The 15,294-nt window shown below is 65.4% G+C and carries 13 protein-coding genes; 11 read left to right on the forward strand and 2 right to left on the reverse strand.

Translation table 11 applies throughout. The features are described 5' to 3' along the window. Positions 1 to 7 precede the first annotated feature (7 nt). From kdpB to NVV93_RS07915, 5 genes are all read left to right on the forward strand, one after another. A complete protein-coding gene (gene kdpB, locus NVV93_RS07895; RefSeq protein ID WP_375162914.1) occupies positions 8 to 2,065 on the forward strand; it encodes a potassium-transporting ATPase subunit KdpB in 2,058 nt (685 codons plus the stop codon). Positions 2,066 to 2,232: 167 nt separating this feature from the next. Continuing rightward, on the forward strand, positions 2,233 to 2,811 hold the full coding sequence (kdpC, locus tag NVV93_RS07900) for a potassium-transporting ATPase subunit KdpC (protein WP_258253877.1): 579 nt from the start codon (positions 2,233 to 2,235) through the stop codon (positions 2,809 to 2,811). 5 nt (positions 2,812 to 2,816) lie between these two features. Next, positions 2,817 to 5,465, forward strand: coding sequence for a sensor histidine kinase KdpD (locus NVV93_RS07905; RefSeq protein WP_258253878.1), 2,649 nt, complete (start codon positions 2,817 to 2,819; stop codon positions 5,463 to 5,465). A 126-nt stretch (positions 5,466 to 5,591) separates the two neighbouring features. Further along, positions 5,592 to 6,284, forward strand: a complete 693-nt coding sequence (locus tag NVV93_RS07910) for a response regulator (RefSeq protein WP_258253879.1) — start codon at positions 5,592 to 5,594, stop codon at positions 6,282 to 6,284. A 51-nt stretch (positions 6,285 to 6,335) separates the two neighbouring features. Then, positions 6,336 to 7,286, forward strand: a complete 951-nt coding sequence (locus NVV93_RS07915) for a putative 2-dehydropantoate 2-reductase (RefSeq protein ID WP_258253880.1) — start codon at positions 6,336 to 6,338, stop codon at positions 7,284 to 7,286. Positions 7,287 to 7,325: 39 nt separating this feature from the next. Here the strand turns inward: NVV93_RS07915 and NVV93_RS07920 are convergent, their stop codons facing one another. After that, positions 7,326 to 8,375: a patatin-like phospholipase family protein gene (locus NVV93_RS07920; protein ID WP_258253881.1), complete on the reverse strand. Its 1,050-nt coding sequence runs from the start codon at positions 8,373 to 8,375 to the stop codon at positions 7,326 to 7,328. A gap of 374 nt (positions 8,376 to 8,749) precedes the next feature. On the opposite strand from NVV93_RS07920, the gene NVV93_RS07925 reads away from it, so the two are divergent. Continuing rightward, positions 8,750 to 9,028, forward strand: coding sequence for a hypothetical protein (locus NVV93_RS07925; RefSeq protein WP_258253882.1), 279 nt, complete (start codon positions 8,750 to 8,752; stop codon positions 9,026 to 9,028). Here NVV93_RS07925 and NVV93_RS07930 read toward each other — a convergent pair whose 3' ends face one another. Then, on the reverse strand, positions 9,029 to 9,343 hold the full coding sequence (locus NVV93_RS07930; RefSeq protein WP_258253883.1) for a hypothetical protein: 315 nt from the start codon (positions 9,341 to 9,343) through the stop codon (positions 9,029 to 9,031). A 236-nt stretch (positions 9,344 to 9,579) separates the two neighbouring features. Between NVV93_RS07930 and NVV93_RS07935 the strand changes: the two genes are divergently transcribed. The 5 genes from NVV93_RS07935 to NVV93_RS07955 all read left to right on the forward strand — a co-directional run bounded on the left by NVV93_RS07935 (position 9,580) and on the right by NVV93_RS07955 (position 15,107). Then, positions 9,580 to 10,188: a flavin reductase family protein gene (locus NVV93_RS07935; RefSeq protein WP_258253884.1), complete on the forward strand. Its 609-nt coding sequence runs from the start codon at positions 9,580 to 9,582 to the stop codon at positions 10,186 to 10,188. 237 nt (positions 10,189 to 10,425) lie between these two features. After that, positions 10,426 to 11,343, forward strand: coding sequence for a MoxR family ATPase (locus NVV93_RS07940; protein WP_258253885.1), 918 nt, complete (start codon positions 10,426 to 10,428; stop codon positions 11,341 to 11,343). Next, positions 11,340 to 12,293: a DUF58 domain-containing protein gene (locus NVV93_RS07945; protein ID WP_258253886.1), complete on the forward strand. Its 954-nt coding sequence runs from the start codon at positions 11,340 to 11,342 to the stop codon at positions 12,291 to 12,293. Before NVV93_RS07940 ends, NVV93_RS07945 begins: the two co-directional genes overlap by 4 nt. Further along, a complete protein-coding gene (locus NVV93_RS07950; protein WP_258253887.1) occupies positions 12,290 to 14,305 on the forward strand; it encodes a DUF3488 and transglutaminase-like domain-containing protein in 2,016 nt (671 codons plus the stop codon). Before NVV93_RS07945 ends, NVV93_RS07950 begins: the two co-directional genes overlap by 4 nt. 43 nt (positions 14,306 to 14,348) lie before the next feature. Continuing rightward, positions 14,349 to 15,107, forward strand: a complete 759-nt coding sequence (locus tag NVV93_RS07955; protein WP_258253888.1) for a CHAD domain-containing protein — start codon at positions 14,349 to 14,351, stop codon at positions 15,105 to 15,107. Positions 15,108 to 15,294 lie beyond the last annotated feature (187 nt).

The following is a 15,294-nucleotide window of genomic DNA, read 5'->3' on the forward strand; positions in this document are numbered from 1 at the left end:
AATGGATATGAATGCCAATGTGCAAACCCAGGAAATGAAAACCGCCAAAGCGGCGTCGCGCACGAGTTTCGCTGCGTTGTGGCGACCAGCGCTGTTGCAGGCCTTCGTCAAGCTTGACCCGCGCCAGTTGAAGCGCGCGCCGGTGATGCTGGTGGTCGAACTGACTGCGATCGTTACCACGGTGCTGTGCTTCATTCCCAACCCCGCGGTGAGCGTCGGCTTGGCCGTGCAGATCGCCCTGTGGCTGTGGTTCACCGTGTTGTTCGCCAACTTCGCCGAGGCCCTCGCCGAAGGCCGCGGCAAGGCGCGCGCCGATAGCCTGCGCGCCGGTGGCAAGGGCCTGATGGCACGTCGTCAGCTGAGCGTCGGTGATTACCAGGCGGTCGCCGCCAGCCAACTGCGCAAGGGTGACGTCGTGCGCGTCGAGGCCGGCGAGCTGATTCCCGGCGACGGCGAGGTGATCGAAGGCATCGCCGCGGTCAACGAGGCGGCGATCACCGGCGAATCGGCGCCGGTGATCCGCGAGTCCGGCGGTGATCGCTCGGCGGTGACCGGCAATACTCGGTTGGTCTCCGACTGGCTGCGCGTGCGCATTACCGCCAACCCGGGCGAGTCGACGCTGGACCGGATGATCGCCCTGGTCGAAGGCGCCAAGCGGCAGAAAACGCCCAATGAAGTGGCGCTGGATATCCTGCTGATCGGCCTGACCCTGATCTTCCTGCTGGTGGTTGCCACCCTACAGCCGTTCACCCGCTTCGCCGGCGGCGAGCTGCCGCTGGTGTATCTGGTAGCGCTGCTGGTGACGCTGATCCCGACCACCATCGGCGGCCTGCTCTCGGCCATCGGCATCGCCGGCATGGACCGCCTGGTGCGCCTCAACGTGATCGCCAAGTCCGGTCGTGCGGTTGAGGCGGCGGGCGATGTGCATACCTTGCTGCTCGACAAGACCGGCACCATCACCTTCGGCAACCGTCGTTGCACCGCGCTGTACGCCGCGCCGGGGGTGAGTGCCCGCGAACTGGGCGAAGGCGCGTTGCTTGCCTCGCTGGCCGACGACACGGCGGAGGGCAAGTCGATCGTCGAATTCCTGCGCGCTTTGCATCCGCTCGCCGAGCCGGCGCGAGCAGAGATCGAGGTGGTGCCGTTCAGCGCCGAGACGCGGCTGTCCGGGGTCAACTGGAACGGTCATGTGTATCGCAAGGGCGCGGTGGACTCGCTCCTGATGTTCCTGGGTCTTGGTCGCGACCAGCTACCTGTTCCGCTGGCCCGCGAGGTCGAGCAGATCGCCCAGAGCGGTGGTACGCCGCTGCTGGTCGCCGGGCACGGTCGCCTGCTTGGCGCGATCCATCTCAAGGACGTGGTCAAGCCGGGCATCCGCGAGCGTTTCGCCGAGTTGCGCAAGATGGGCATCCGCACCGTGATGGTCACCGGCGACAACCCGCTGACCGCCGCTGCCATCGCCGCCGAAGCCGGGGTCGATGACGTGCTCGCCGAGGCCACGCCGGAGAAGAAGCTGCAGCGCATCCGCAGCGAGCAGGCCGACGGCAAGCTGGTCGCCATGTGCGGCGACGGCGCCAACGACGCGCCGGCGCTGGCTCAGGCCGACGTCGGTCTGGCGATGAACGATGGCACCCAGGCGGCCCGCGAGGCGGCCAACCTGGTCGACCTGGACAGCGATCCGACCAAGTTGCTCGACGTGGTGCAGGTCGGCAAGGAGCTGCTGGTGACCCGCGGCGCGTTGACCACCTTCTCGGTGGCCAACGACATCGCCAAGTACTTCGCCATCCTCCCGGCGCTGTTCGCCAGCATCTACCCGCAGCTCGGCGCGCTCAACATCATGCAGCTGCACAGCCCGCAGAGCGCGATCCTCTCGGCCATCGTGTTCAACGCGCTGATCATCGTCGCGCTGATACCCCTGGCCCTGCGTGGGGTGCGCGTGCAAGCCGCCGACGCGGCCAGCCTGCTGCGCCGCAACCTGCTGATCTACGGCCTCGGCGGGATCATCGCGCCGTTCGTGGGGATCAAGTTGATCGACCTGCTGCTGGTGGCGGTGGGACTGGTGTAGCGCTTTTTCTCCCCTCGCCCACGCTCTGTTTATGAAGTGTGGGAGGGGGGACTGGTTAGGTGCAGGTGTGAAGATTTTGTAGCCCGGATGCAATCCGGGGACGCCCTCCCGGATTGCATCCGGGCTACGGCTTAGGCAACTGATACATACAGATTCGGAGAACCATCATGCTCAAGCAATTCCGTCCCGCCATCAGCCTATTGGTGCTGATGACTCTGATTACCGGCGTGGCCTATCCGCTCGCCGTCACCGGCATCGCCCAAGTGGCGTTCCCCGAGCAAGCCAACGGCAGCCTGGTGCGCGATGCCCAAGGCGTGGTGCGCGGCAGCGCGCTGCTGGCCCAGTCGTTCGAGGGCGAGCAGTGGTTTCAGCCGCGCCCGTCGGCGGCGAACTTCGCCACGGTGGCCAGCGGTGCGAGCAACCTGGCGCCGAGCAACCCGGCGCTGGCCGAACGCATAGGCAAGGAAGCCGTGCGCCTGGCCGAAGTAGGGCAGGGCACGGTGCCGATGGAGCTGGTCACTACCTCGGCCAGCGGCCTCGATCCGCACCTGTCGCCGACCGCGGCCGGCTACCAGATCCCGCGCATCGCCGCCGCTCGCGGTATGACCACCGATAGCCTGCAACGCCTGGTGCAGCAGAACACCGAGACGCCGCTGGTGGGCCCGGCAGTGGTCAATGTGCTGGCGCTCAATCTGGCTCTCGCCGACAATCCCGCCATTGCCTCCATCCCTAAACTGCATGAGTGAAACGCATGAGTGACGCCGTCCGCGCCGATGCCCTGTTGGCCGATATGTCCAAGGCCGGGCGCGGCCGGTTGAAGGTTTTTCTCGGTGCGGCGCCGGGGGTCGGCAAGACCTTCGCCATGCTCCAGGCGGCGCAGGCGCAACTGCGTCAGGGTGCCGACCTGCGTGCCGGGGTGGTCGAGACTCACGGTCGCGCGGAGACCGAGGCGCTGCTCGCCGGTCTGCCGCAGCAGCCGTTAAAGCGTCTGGAATATCGCGGCGTGGCGCTGACCGAGATGGACCTCGACGGCATCCTCGCCAAGCCGCCGCAGCTGGTGCTGGTCGACGAGCTGGCGCACAGCAACGCGCCCGGCAGTCGCCATGCCAAGCGCTGGCAGGACGTGCTGGAGCTGCTCGAAGCCGGCATCGACGTCTACACCACGGTCAACGTGCAGCACCTTGAGGCGCTTAACGACCAGGTGCGCGATATCACTGGCGTGCAGGTGCGCGAGACGGTGCCGGACTGGGTGCTGCAGGAAGCCGACGAAATCCTCCTGATCGACCTGCCACCGCGCGAACTGCTCGAGCGCCTGCGCGACGGCAAGGTGTATGTGCCGGAGCAGGCGCGCGCGGCCATCGATGCGTTCTTCAGCCAGACCAACCTCACCGCGCTGCGCGAGCTGGCGATGCAGACCGCCGCCGCGCGGGTCGATGCCGACCTCAACCGGCGCTACCGCCAGCTCGGCCAGGAGGCGCCGACCGTGCGCGGGCGGCTGCTGGTCGGGGTGGACGGCGATGAGCAGGCCGAACGTCTGGTGCGGCATGCCAGCCGGGTTGCCGAGCGGCGCCATCTGCCCTGGTCGCTGGTGCATGTCGACATCGGTCGGCCGCACGACGAACAGGCGCGTGCGCGCCTGCAGGCGGCCCAGCAACTGGCCGAACGTCTCGGGGGCGAGGTGATCACCCTGCGCGCCGAGGAAGTCGCCCGTACGCTGATCGAGCATGCGGCCGAGCGCCGCGCCAGTTTGCTATTGGTCGGCCGCAGTCGCCAGCGCCTGCGCCGCCGCTGGCTGGGTCGCGGTCTCGCCGAGCGCCTGCTGCGTTTTGGCGAAGGCCTGGAAGTCAGCGTGCTGGACACCGACATCGGCCATGCGCCGGCGGCGCAGCGGACCCGCGCGCCCTGGGTGCTGCGCGACTACCTGCTTGCCGCGTGCGCCGCGCTCGGCGCTGCGGGACTGGCCTGGGCCGTATCGCGGACCCTGGAGCTGCCGAACATCTCCCTGGTGTTTCTCGCCGCGGTGCTGCTGGTCGCCGTGCGCAGCAGTCTGGGTCCGGCGCTGGCTTGCGCGGCGCTGTCGTTCCTGGCCTACGACTTCCTGTTCATTCCGCCAATTTTTTCCCTGACCATCCAGCGCCAGGAAGACGTGCTGACTCTGCTGTTCTTCCTGCTGATGGCCGGCCTCACTGGCAACCTCGCCGCGCGGCAGCGTCGCCAGGTGGACGCGCTGCGGCAGACCCAGGGCGAGACCACGGCACTCCTCGAATTGTCGCGCAAGCTGACCGCCGCCACCGATCGGCAGGCGGTGCTGGCGGTGGCCGCGCAACAGTTTTCCGTCTGGAGCGACGTCGAGGTGTGTCTGTTGGGGCGCAGTGCAGACGGGGTGTGGAAGGTCGAAGCGGGCGTACAGCGCCTGCTCGCCGAGCAGGAGCGCGCCGCCGCCGACTGGTGCTGGCGCCACGACCAGCCGGCCGGCCTCGGCACCGGCACACTGCCGGGTGGGCGCTGGTGGTGGTGGCCGCTGTCCGGCGACGACGGTCCCTTGGCGCTGCTCGGCGTCAGTCCGCGTGATGGGCGTGTGCTACCGGCCGAGCGCCGCCGCCTGCTCGCCGCGCTGGCCCAGCCATTGGCCCAGGCGCTGGCCCGCGCGCAGCTGGCCGAGGATCTGGAAGCCGCGCGCCTGCACGGTGAGACCGAGCAATTGCGCAGTGCACTGCTGGCCTCGGTATCCCACGACCTGCGTACGCCGCTGACCGCCATGCGCGGCTCGATCGACAGCCTGCTGGCGCTCGGCGAGGCGATCTCGCTGGCCGACCGCCGCGAGCTGCTGGAGGGCACCCGCGACGAAGCCGAGCGCCTGGACCGCTATATCCAGAACTTGCTGGACATGACCCGCCTTGGCCACGGCGAGTTGAAGCTCGCCCGCGACTGGGTGGCGCCAGTGGACATCGTCGCCAGCGCCCTGCAGCGCTTGCGTGCGGTGTTGGCGCCTTTGAATGTGCAAACCCGCGTGGCGGACGAGTTGCCGCTGCTGTATGTGCATGCCGCGTTGATCGAACAGGCGCTGATCAACGTGCTGGAGAACGCCGCACGCTTCTCACCGACCCAGGCCAGCCTGCAGGTGACGGTCGAGGCGGACGAGACTGAGCTGCGCTTCGCGGTCAGCGATCAGGGGCCGGGGATTCCCCACGCCGAGCGGGCGAAGATCTTCGACATGTTCTACACCGCAGCTCGCGGCGACCGGGGCGGGCAGGGCACTGGGCTCGGCCTGGCGATCTGCCAGGGCATGATCGGTGCGCACGGTGGGAAGGTAACGGTCGGCGACGGCATGGACGGCCAGGGCACGACCCTGACCCTGCATCTACCCTTGCACCCGCAGCCGCAGTTGGAAGATGAGTAATGGTTTTCAAGGCGCAGACGTAGGGCGGGTGCAACCCGCGGCTACCGGCAATGCGGGTTTCACCCGCCCTACGAAATTGAGCGTTCCCAGATACCACGTGGAAACCATCGGAAATAGACTCAGCCCATGACAAGCAACCAACCGACCATCCTGGTCATCGACGACGAGCCGCAGATCCGCAAGTTTCTGCGCATCAGCTTGAGCGCCCAGCAATACCGGGTGCTGGAGGCGGCCAATGGGGCGGAAGGCTTGGCCCAGGCGGCGTTGGCCAAGCCGGACCTGCTGGTGCTCGACCTCGGCCTGCCCGATATGGATGGCCAGCAGGTGCTCAGCGAGCTGCGTCAGTGGTCGCAAGTGCCGGTACTGGTGCTCTCGGTGCGCGCCAGCGAAGGCGAGAAGGTCCTGGCCCTGGACGGCGGCGCCAACGACTACGTGACCAAGCCGTTCAGTATCCAGGAATTCCTCGCCCGCGTGCGCGTGTTGCTCCGTCAGGCCGACAACGGCGAGCAGGCGCCAGCGCAGGTCAGCAGCGGCCCGCTGACTATCGATTTCGCCTACCGGCGGGTGAGCCTGGATGGCGTCGAGATCGCTCTGACTCGCAAGGAGTACGCCGTGCTGGCGCAACTGGCACGTCATCTCGGGCGCGTGGTGACCCAGCAGCAGTTGCTCAAGGACATCTGGGGGCCGACCCATGCGGAAGATAGCCACTACCTGCGCGTGGTGGTCGGTCACTTGCGCCAGAAGCTCGGCGACGATCCCGCCGCGCCACGTTTCATCGTGACTGAAGCGGGCGTTGGCTATCGCCTGCGCGAGTGCTGATATCCGATAGCGAAATGTGGTTTCCTTCCGGGTAACCGAGGAGGACATTTCATGAGTAACGCGAATACCCGGATTGGCATCATCGGCGCAGGTGCCATCGGCGGCTTCTACGGAGTGATGCTGGCGCGCGCTGGTTTCGATGTGCATTTCCTGTATCGCAGCGAGTTCGCCGCGGTGCAGGAACACGGCCTGACCCTGAAGAGCAAACGGCTCGGCGACTACAGTCCCAGCTCCCTGCAAGCCTATGGCGCCGCCGCCGACATGCCGCCTTGCGATTGGCTGCTGGTGGCCGCCAAGACCACCGCCAACCTCGCGCTGGCCCCATCCATCGCCAAGGTTGCTGCACCGGGCGCCAAGGTGGTGCTGTTGCAGAACGGTCTGGCGGTTGAGGATGAGCTGCGGCCATTACTACCGGAAAGCCTGCATCTGCTCGGCGGTCTGTGCCTGGTTTCGACCCATCGTCGTGGGCCGGGAATGATCGAGCATTACGGCGGTGGGCGGGTCAATCTGGGCTATCACTCCGGTCCAGCCAAGGGCACGGCTGCTCAGCAAATCGTCGAAGAAGGCGCCGGGCTGTTTGTCGCTGCCGGACTGGAGGCGGAGAGCATGGACGACCTGGCCCAGGCGCGCTGGCAGAAGCTCTTGTTCAACATTCCCCTGAATGGCTTGTCGGTGCTGCTCAACAGCGGTTCGCGGGCCTTGATGACCAAGCCGGAAACCCGCGCGCTGGTGCGTGAGCTGATGGATGAGGTAGTGGCCGGTGCCGCTGCGTGCGGCCATCCGGTGCCGGCTGGCAGCGTCGAAATGGCTTGGGCATCGACCGACGTCCAGACCGACTACCAACCAAGCATGTTTCTCGACTTCGCCGCCCAGCGTCCGCTGGAAATCGGGGCGATCTATGCGGCGCCGCTGGCAGCGGTCGCCAAGGTCGGCTTCGCCATGCCGAAGATCGAGATGCTCTACCAGAGCTTGTGCTTTCTCGACGAGCGCAACCGGCCATGACCACGCTGGTCCGGCGCTAGGCCGGGCCAGCCATGTTGCTCAGCGATTCTCCTGCTCGTACTTGTCCAGCGTGTCGCTGGCGATCTGCCGACCGAGTTCGATCAGCTCCGGCGCCCTGTAGAACTCGAAGAACCGGCAGACGCGCTTCGGCACGTTGATGAGGATATCCGGCGGATAGCCGGCGATCTTGTACTGCGCCAACGACGTCTGCATCACCTCGAAGCTTTGGTTGATCAGCTCCAGCAGCGAGGCCGGGCCGATATTGCTCAACACCACCGAGCCCTCGGCGGATTTCGGCGCGCCTTCGCTTTCCGGGGCGGCGATCGGTTGCTGCGCTTGCGGTAAGGCTGGCTCGTCGATCCAGGGATTGGGTTCCGCTGCGCTTGGCTGGCTTCCGTCGACCAGCATGGCCAAGTCCTCCTCGTCACTGCTGGTTTTGAAGCGGAACGAGGGCAGGCGGGTGGTCAACGAACTCATTAACTGATCGAAGCGACTCTTGAGCGCCGGCGGTCGTTCGATCACCGGCAGCCGGTACTGTTTGTGATTGGTTGCGTTGAGATTGACGGCGATGATCAGGTCGCAATGGCTGGACACCACCGGGACGATCGGCAGCGGATTGAGAATGCCGCCATCGACCAGCATGCGGTTGCCCTGGACCACCGGTGTGAACAGACTCGGAATCGCCGCCGAGGCACGCATCGCTTGATGAAGGCAGCCTTCCTGGAACCAGATTTCCTGCTGGTTGGTGAGGTCGGTGGCGACGGCCGTGTAGGGGATGTTGAGGTTCTCGATATCGATTTCGCCGACGATCTCGCGAATCCGCCCGAAGACCTTTTCGCCACGAATCGCGCCGAGGCGGAAACTCACATCGACCAGGCGCAACACGTCGAGGTAGTCCAGGCTTTCGATCCAGGCGCGGTACTCGCCGAGCTTGCCGGCGGCATAGATGCCGCCGATCACCGAGCCCATCGAGCAGCCGGCGATACAGGCGATGTCATAGCCGCGCGCCTCCAGCTCGGCGATTACGCCGATATGCGCATAGCCGCGTGCGCCCCCCGACCCCAGCACCAGGGCTACTCGCTTACTCATAACCGACCTCGTTTGCAGGCTTTCTGTGACCATACGCGCGCAATCTTCACTCGCCTAGGCGTGCGGCTGCGATTATCGTGGTCGACCGTCTTAGAGCCTGTTCACGATCTGCTGCGCGTCGGCCGTACGGCGTTAAAAACCGGGCTCAGATGCTCATTTACAGCGCGTAAACTCCGCTCTTCGTCCGTTTTATTCGCTGGCGCTCACCCTACGGGCCAGCCTTTGGCTGTTACTCCCGCTGGTCGTTGCGCCTTGTCCGGCTTTAGCTCGCGAGATCGTGAACAGGCTCTTATCAGGGTTGGGCACTTTTTCACTGCGCGCCGTTCCAACCGCCAGCTAGAATTTTTTCGATCGTCCATTCAAGGAGCAACACTATGAAAGCCCTGATCTGCCTACCTTTGCTGGTTCTGGCGCTGGCCGGCTGTGCTGGCAAGACCGCCTACCGTGACAGCTGTGCTTCGCAACTGGACGCCGCATGGAAAGAGCTCGACCTGGCCAAGGCCGATGGATTTGCCGGTACCGTCAGCTATTCGAAGGCGTTGTCGCTGCTCACCGGAGCCAAGACCCAGCAGCAATTCGAGGGCTATCAAGGCTGTACCGAGAAAGCCGAGAAGGCGCGTTTCTACATTCGCGAGTCGCGCGCCGGGCGTTGATCACTCCTCGCTCACGCGCGCGGTGTCGCTGATGGCATTGCAATTGTCCGGCGTCAGGCAGTAGGTGAGGTACACCGCCTGCTTGCCGCAGCCGCGTACGCCAATGGTGTATTCGGTGCGTTCGTAGCCGAAGCGTAGCTGGACGACCTTGCTGGTGAGCACGCTCGGCGTCACGTTCTGGCAGTTCAGCTCGAAAGCGGCGCGGGTGGTGGTGGCCTTGACTGCCGCCTCCTGGTTCTGGGCGACGAACTGCTCGTTGGTGACGCACCCGCTCAGCGAGACGAGGCAGGCGAACAGCGGAAGGGAACGGTTCATAGGATCACTCCTTGATGGATAGTGCTGTAGTGGCCTGTTTGGTTAATTCAGTTAGTCAATTTCGGCACCTGAGACCCCGATACTGCGTTGCCGCTCCTCGCCATAGCCCTGCTATGACTCGTCGCGGCGCCTTGTCTCAGAGCCTCAGTCATCCGAACTTGAGATAACCAATTAACCGCACAGGCCACTAGTGTAGCCCGCACTCCTGCTCCTTTTCTGCCTGCACAGAGGTTCCGATGCAGCTTGATTTCAATCAGCTTTCACCCGCCGAGGCCTATCGTTGGCTGGCCTCCACCGTCACGCCACGGCCGATTGCCTGGGTGTCCACGCGTAGCGCGAGCGGCATTAGCAACCTGGCGCCATTCAGTTTTTTTCAGGTCATCAGCGATACGCCGCCAACCGTGATGGTCAACATTTCGACCCGCGACGACGGCGCTCTGAAAGACACACTGCGCAATGTTCAGGAAACCGGCGAACTGGTCATCCAGTTGGTGTCCGCGGCACATGCGCAGCTCATGAACGCCTCGGCGGCCGTGTTGCCGCATGGCATCAGCGAGTTTGAATATTGCGGGATTGCCAGTCTGCCCGCCGAGCGGGTGCGGGCCCCGCGCGTGGCTGGGGCGGCGGTGGCGTTCGAGTGCGATGTGGTTGAGGTGCAACCTTATCCGCGCGCGGCGCCCAACTGTCATTTGATCTTTGCCCGCGTGCTGCTGGCGCATATCGACGACGCAGTCCTGATCGATAACGGCCGGCACATCGATCCGGCTCAACTCGACCTGATCGGCCGCCTCGGCGGCAGCAACTATTGCACCACCCGCGATCGTTTTTCGATGACTCGTCCTTGATCCTGCCGTAGCCCGGATGCAATCCGGGGCGGCGAGTTGCCGGCTCCCGGATTGCATCCGGGCTACAAAGAGGCCGTAGGAGCGAATTCATTCGCGATAGGGGAGGCGCGCATCACGAATGAATTCGCTCCTACCAAACGACGAGATCGCTGGCGAGGTGTCGCCAAAGGTTGCCGGCGCTTTGCGGCGCATCGCCGGGCCAGTAGCATCGGACTCCAGAACAACAAGGAGTGATGCATGCGCACGAAACTGGAAGGCTGTTTGCAGGCGGTCAATCAAGTATTGCTTGGTAAGGATGCCCAAGTGCGTCTGGCCATGACCTGTCTGCTGGCGCGGGGGCACTTGCTGATCGAAGACCTGCCCGGCATGGGCAAGACCACGCTCAGTCACGCCTTGGCCAAGGTGCTCGGCTTGAGTTTCCAGCGCATCCAGTTCACCTCCGACCTGCTGCCCGGCGATATCCTTGGTACTTCGGTGTTCGACAAGGACAGTGGCCAGTTCGTCTTTCATCCTGGGCCGATTTTCGCCGAACTGGTGCTGGCCGACGAGATCAACCGCGCCACGCCGAAGAGCCAGAGCGCGCTGCTCGAGGCGATGGAAGAGGGCCAGGTGACCATCGAAGGGGCGACCCGGCCGCTGCCCGAGTCGTTTTTCGTGATCGCCACGCAGAACCCGGTGAGCCAGGGCGGCACCTTCGCCCTGCCAGAATCGCAGCTCGATCGCTTTCTCATGCGCCTGTCGCTCGGCTACCCGGCCAAGGTGGCGGAAAAAGCGCTGCTGCTCGGCGAAGCGCGGCGTGATCTGCTGCCCCGTCTGCCGGCGATTCTCAGCCACGAGGAACTGGCTGGCCTGCAAGCTTTGGTGCCGCAAGTGCGCGCCAGCGATGCATTGGTCGATTACGTGCTGCGCCTGGTCGATGCCACGCGCAGTCAGCCGCAGTTCGCCTGGGGTTTGTCGCCGCGGGCCAGTCTGGCACTGCTGGCCGCGGCGCGCGCCTGGGCGTTTCTTGCTGAGCGCGATTACGTGATTCCCGAAGATGTGCAGGCGGTGCTGCCATCGGTGGTCGGCCATCGCCTGCGCGAGCGTGCCGACCCGGCCGGCCATGGCGGCGGTGCGCTGGTGCAGTGGTTGCTGCGCGAGGTGCCGGCGCTTTGAGCGCGCTGCTACGCCAGCGCTGGAACCGCTGGCTGGCGCGGCGTCTGCCGCCGGCCTCCAGCGTACGGCTGACGCAGCGGCGGATTTTCATCATTCCCACGCGGATCGGCGCGGCGTTCTTCCTGGCGTTGTTGCTGATGCTGCTGGCGGCAATCAATTACCAGAACAATCTGGCCTTCGGCCTGACCTTCTTGCTCGGCTCGGTGTTCATCGTCGCCATCTTGCATACCTACCGCAATCTGGCCGGGCTGACCTTGAGCGCCGCCGGTGGCGGAGCGGTGTTTGTCGGCGAGCAAGCGCGTTTTCGCCTGCGCCTGGAAAGCCGCGAGCGCGCTCACCAGGCGATTGCCCTGGGCTGGCCGCCGCAACCGCTGCAAGCGCTGGACGTGCCGCAACAAGGCGTCAGCGAATGCGAGCTAAGCCAGCCGGCGTTGCAGCGCGGTTGGTTGCGGCCCGGCCGTTTGCGGGTCGAGAGCCGCTTTCCGCTGGGTCTTCTGGTGGCCTGGAGCCTGGTCGATCTGGATCAAGCCTTGCTGATTTATCCGCGCCCATTGGAAGGCGAGCTGCCGCTGCAAACCGGCGGCGATGATCCCGAGGATGAAGGCGTGCGTACCTTGGGCGGCGGCGCCGACGACTTTCAGGGCCTGAAGGCCTATCAGCCCGGTGACTCCAAGCGGCGCATGCACTGGAAGGCCTTTTCGCGCGGCCAAGGGCTGCTGGTCAAAGACTTCGCCGCGCTCAGCGGCCGTGATCTGTGGCTGGATTTCGACGCCTTGGACGGCGAGGTGGAGAGCCGCCTGTCGTTGCTTTGCCACTGGGTGCTGCAATTGTCCGAACGCCAGCAGCCCTTTGCCCTGAACCTGCCCGGCGTGCAGCTGGCGCCGGCGTGCGGCGATGGCCACCGCGAAGCCTGTCTACGCGCCTTGGCTCTGTACGGTGCCCAGCCATGAGTGCGCCGCAGCCGATCGCGGCCCGACCGAACGCGGCCCGACCAATTCCTCGGGTCAGCCTGACCTGGCTGTTGGTCGCCCAGGCGCTGGTGATCATTCCCCATCTGGCGCATCTACCGCTGTGGATCATCGGTCTGTGGCTGGCCTGCGCGGCGTGGCGGGTGCAGATCTTCCGCATGCGAGCGCGCTATCCCAGCGGCCTGACCAAGATCGCCATGATGATCGGTGCCGGCGCCGGGGTGTTTTTCTCGCGTGGCAGCCTGATCGGCCTCGACGCCGGCGTGGTGCTGCTGGTCGCCGCGTTCATTCTCAAGCTGGTCGAAATGCGCACCCGGCGCGACGCGCTGGTTTTGATCCTGCTCGGCTTCTTTACCGTGGTCACCGCTTATCTATTCGATGACAGCATCGTCGCGGCGCTGTTCAGCCTGCTGCCGGTCACCGCGCTGCTGGCCGCCTTGATCGGTCTGCAGCAGAGCGCCTTCGCCAGTCGCCCGTGGCCGACCTTGCGCCTGGCCGGCGGTCTGCTGCTGCAGGCGTTGCCGCTGATGCTGCTGCTGTTCGTGTTCTTTCCGCGTCTGGGGCCGCTGTGGTCGCTGTCGCTGCCCAAGGATCAAGGCGTCATCGGTCTGGCCGAGAGCATGACGCCGGCGGATATCGCCGAGCTGAGCCGCTCCGCCGAGCTGGCCTTCCGGGTCAGCTTCGCCGATCAGCCGCCACCGCGCGCCAGCCTGTATTGGCGGGCGCTGACGCTCGACCATTTCGATGGTCGGCGCTGGTCGCAATCCGATGGTGCCGCCTTCTCGCCGACGCCGAACTGGCAGAAACGCGGGTCGAGTTATGCCTACAGCGTGATCATGCAGCCCAGTGCACAGCGCTGGCTGTTCGCCCTCGACGTGGCCGAAAGCGATTTGCCGCAAACCCGGCTGATGAGCGATTTCCGCCTGGAACGCGCTCGCCCGGTACAACGCGCCCTGCAATACCAGGTTACCTCCTGGCCGGAGGCGGTGCGTGAGCCGCAGGCGAGTCCCGCTACCTTGCGCCGCGCCTTGCAGCTGCCGGCGAGTGGCGACCCACGCACCCGTGCCTGGGCTGAACAGTTGCAACAACAGCACGAGCAACCGCAGGCGTTGGTGCAGGCGCTGCTCGCGCATTTCCACCAGCAGCCATTCCACTACACGCTGCGTCCGCCGGCATTGGGCGCCGACAGCATCGACGATTTCCTGTTCGCCACGCGCAGTGGCTTTTGCGCCCACTACGCCGGGGCCATGGTCTTCGTGCTGCGTGCCGCCGGCATTCCCGCGCGTGTGGTAGCTGGCTACCAGGGCGGCGAATGGAACCAGGCCGGCAACTACCTGCAAGTACGCCAGTTTGATGCCCACGCTTGGGTTGAATACTGGCGGGAGGGGCAGGGCTGGACGAGCGTCGACCCGACTTTCCAAGTGGCGCCAGAGCGCATCGAGCAAGGCCTCGAAGAAGCGCTGGCTGGCGAGCAGAGCTTTCTCGAGGGATCGCCGCTGTCGCCGCTGCGCTACCGCAACGTCAGCTGGCTGAACGAACTGCGCCTGAGCTGGGACCAGCTCAACTATGACTGGCAACGCTGGGTGCTCGGCTACCAGGGCGAGCAGCAGTTGCAGTTACTGCAGCGTTGGTTCGGTCGCGTGGACGGCCGCGATCTGGCCCTGGCGATGGTTGGTGGTGGCGGTCTGCTGCTGGGTTTGGTGGCGCTCTGGTTGTTCAAGCCCTGGCGCCGTGAGCAAGACGCGCAACGACGTCTGTTTCGCCAGTTCGAGACGTTGCTGGCTCGGCATGGCCTGCGCCGCGCCGCCGGTGAGGGGCCGCGTGCATACGCCGAGCGCGCCAGTCTGGCCTTGCCGGCACAGGCCGAGGCGATTCGCACATTCGGCCAGGCCTATGAGGCGCAGCGCTACGCGGGTCGCGCGTTGCCGGCTGGGGAATTGCGTCGACATCTGCGGCAACTACGCCGGGCGCTGCCTTGGCGACTGACGCGCTAGGCTGATGCATTGACCTGTTTGGCAAATAGTTCGAAGGAGTCTCATGTCCAGGTTCGTCGATGATCTGATCGCCCAGGTATTGCGCCTGGATATCGCCCTGCATGCTTGCCGCGAACGCATGGCAGCGCACACCGATGGCGAAGGCCTGCATGACTTGCGCATCAACATGCGCAAGCTGCGCAGCCTGTTGCGTCCGCTGCGCGAGGTGCCGGCAATGGCGATGCTGGAGCAGGCCGCCGCGGCGCTGGGGCAGTTGAGCGGACCGTTGCGCGATGAAGAAGTGTTGCTCGGCGAGCTGCGGCGCGTGGGTCGGCTTGATCTCGTGACAATTCATCAGGCCAGCCTGGAGGCGGGTTATCGGCGTCTGCTGGTCAGCGCCGAGCTGCATCATCTGTTTCGCGTGCTGGACAGCTGGCCGCAGCTGATGCGCCGGGCCGAGCATTACCAGCTGTTGAAAAAGGCCCGCACGTGCATCGGCACGGCTTTGAGGCGGCAACGGCGCAAGCTGCGCAAGGCGCTGCGCGATCCGGCGCATGACCGGCACCGGCTGCGGGTGCTGATCAAGCGCATGCGTTATGGCAGCGAAGCCTTTGCGCAACTGACGCCGATCTCCAAAAGCGACCGCGACGCGCTCAAGGCCGCGCAGTCGGCGCTGGGCACTTGGCACGATCTGCTGCAGTGGCTGGCCCGCGCGGAACGGGAGGCCGACTTGGCGTCCCTGGCGCCGGTCTGGCGCGAGGCGCTGCAGGATGCCGAGGAACAAGCCGATCAGGCGTTGCAGCCGCTGCTCGAGCGCTTATAGCGCCCCCAACGCCGTGGAAGCGGGGCAGCGATCCCCATGGCAGCGGATCGATGGGTATTGTCGCTGCACTCCTCAACCCATCCTACGACGCTCGGTGGTAGGCGGCGCCTGCGCCGCTCCCCCATCTGTAGGAGCGAATTCATTCGCGAAAGAGGCTGCAATCCTTCATGTGTTTCTGTCGACGACC

Source organism: Pseudomonas sp. LS44 (assembly GCF_024730785.1).
Taxonomy (GTDB): Bacteria; Pseudomonadota; Gammaproteobacteria; order Pseudomonadales; family Pseudomonadaceae; genus Aquipseudomonas.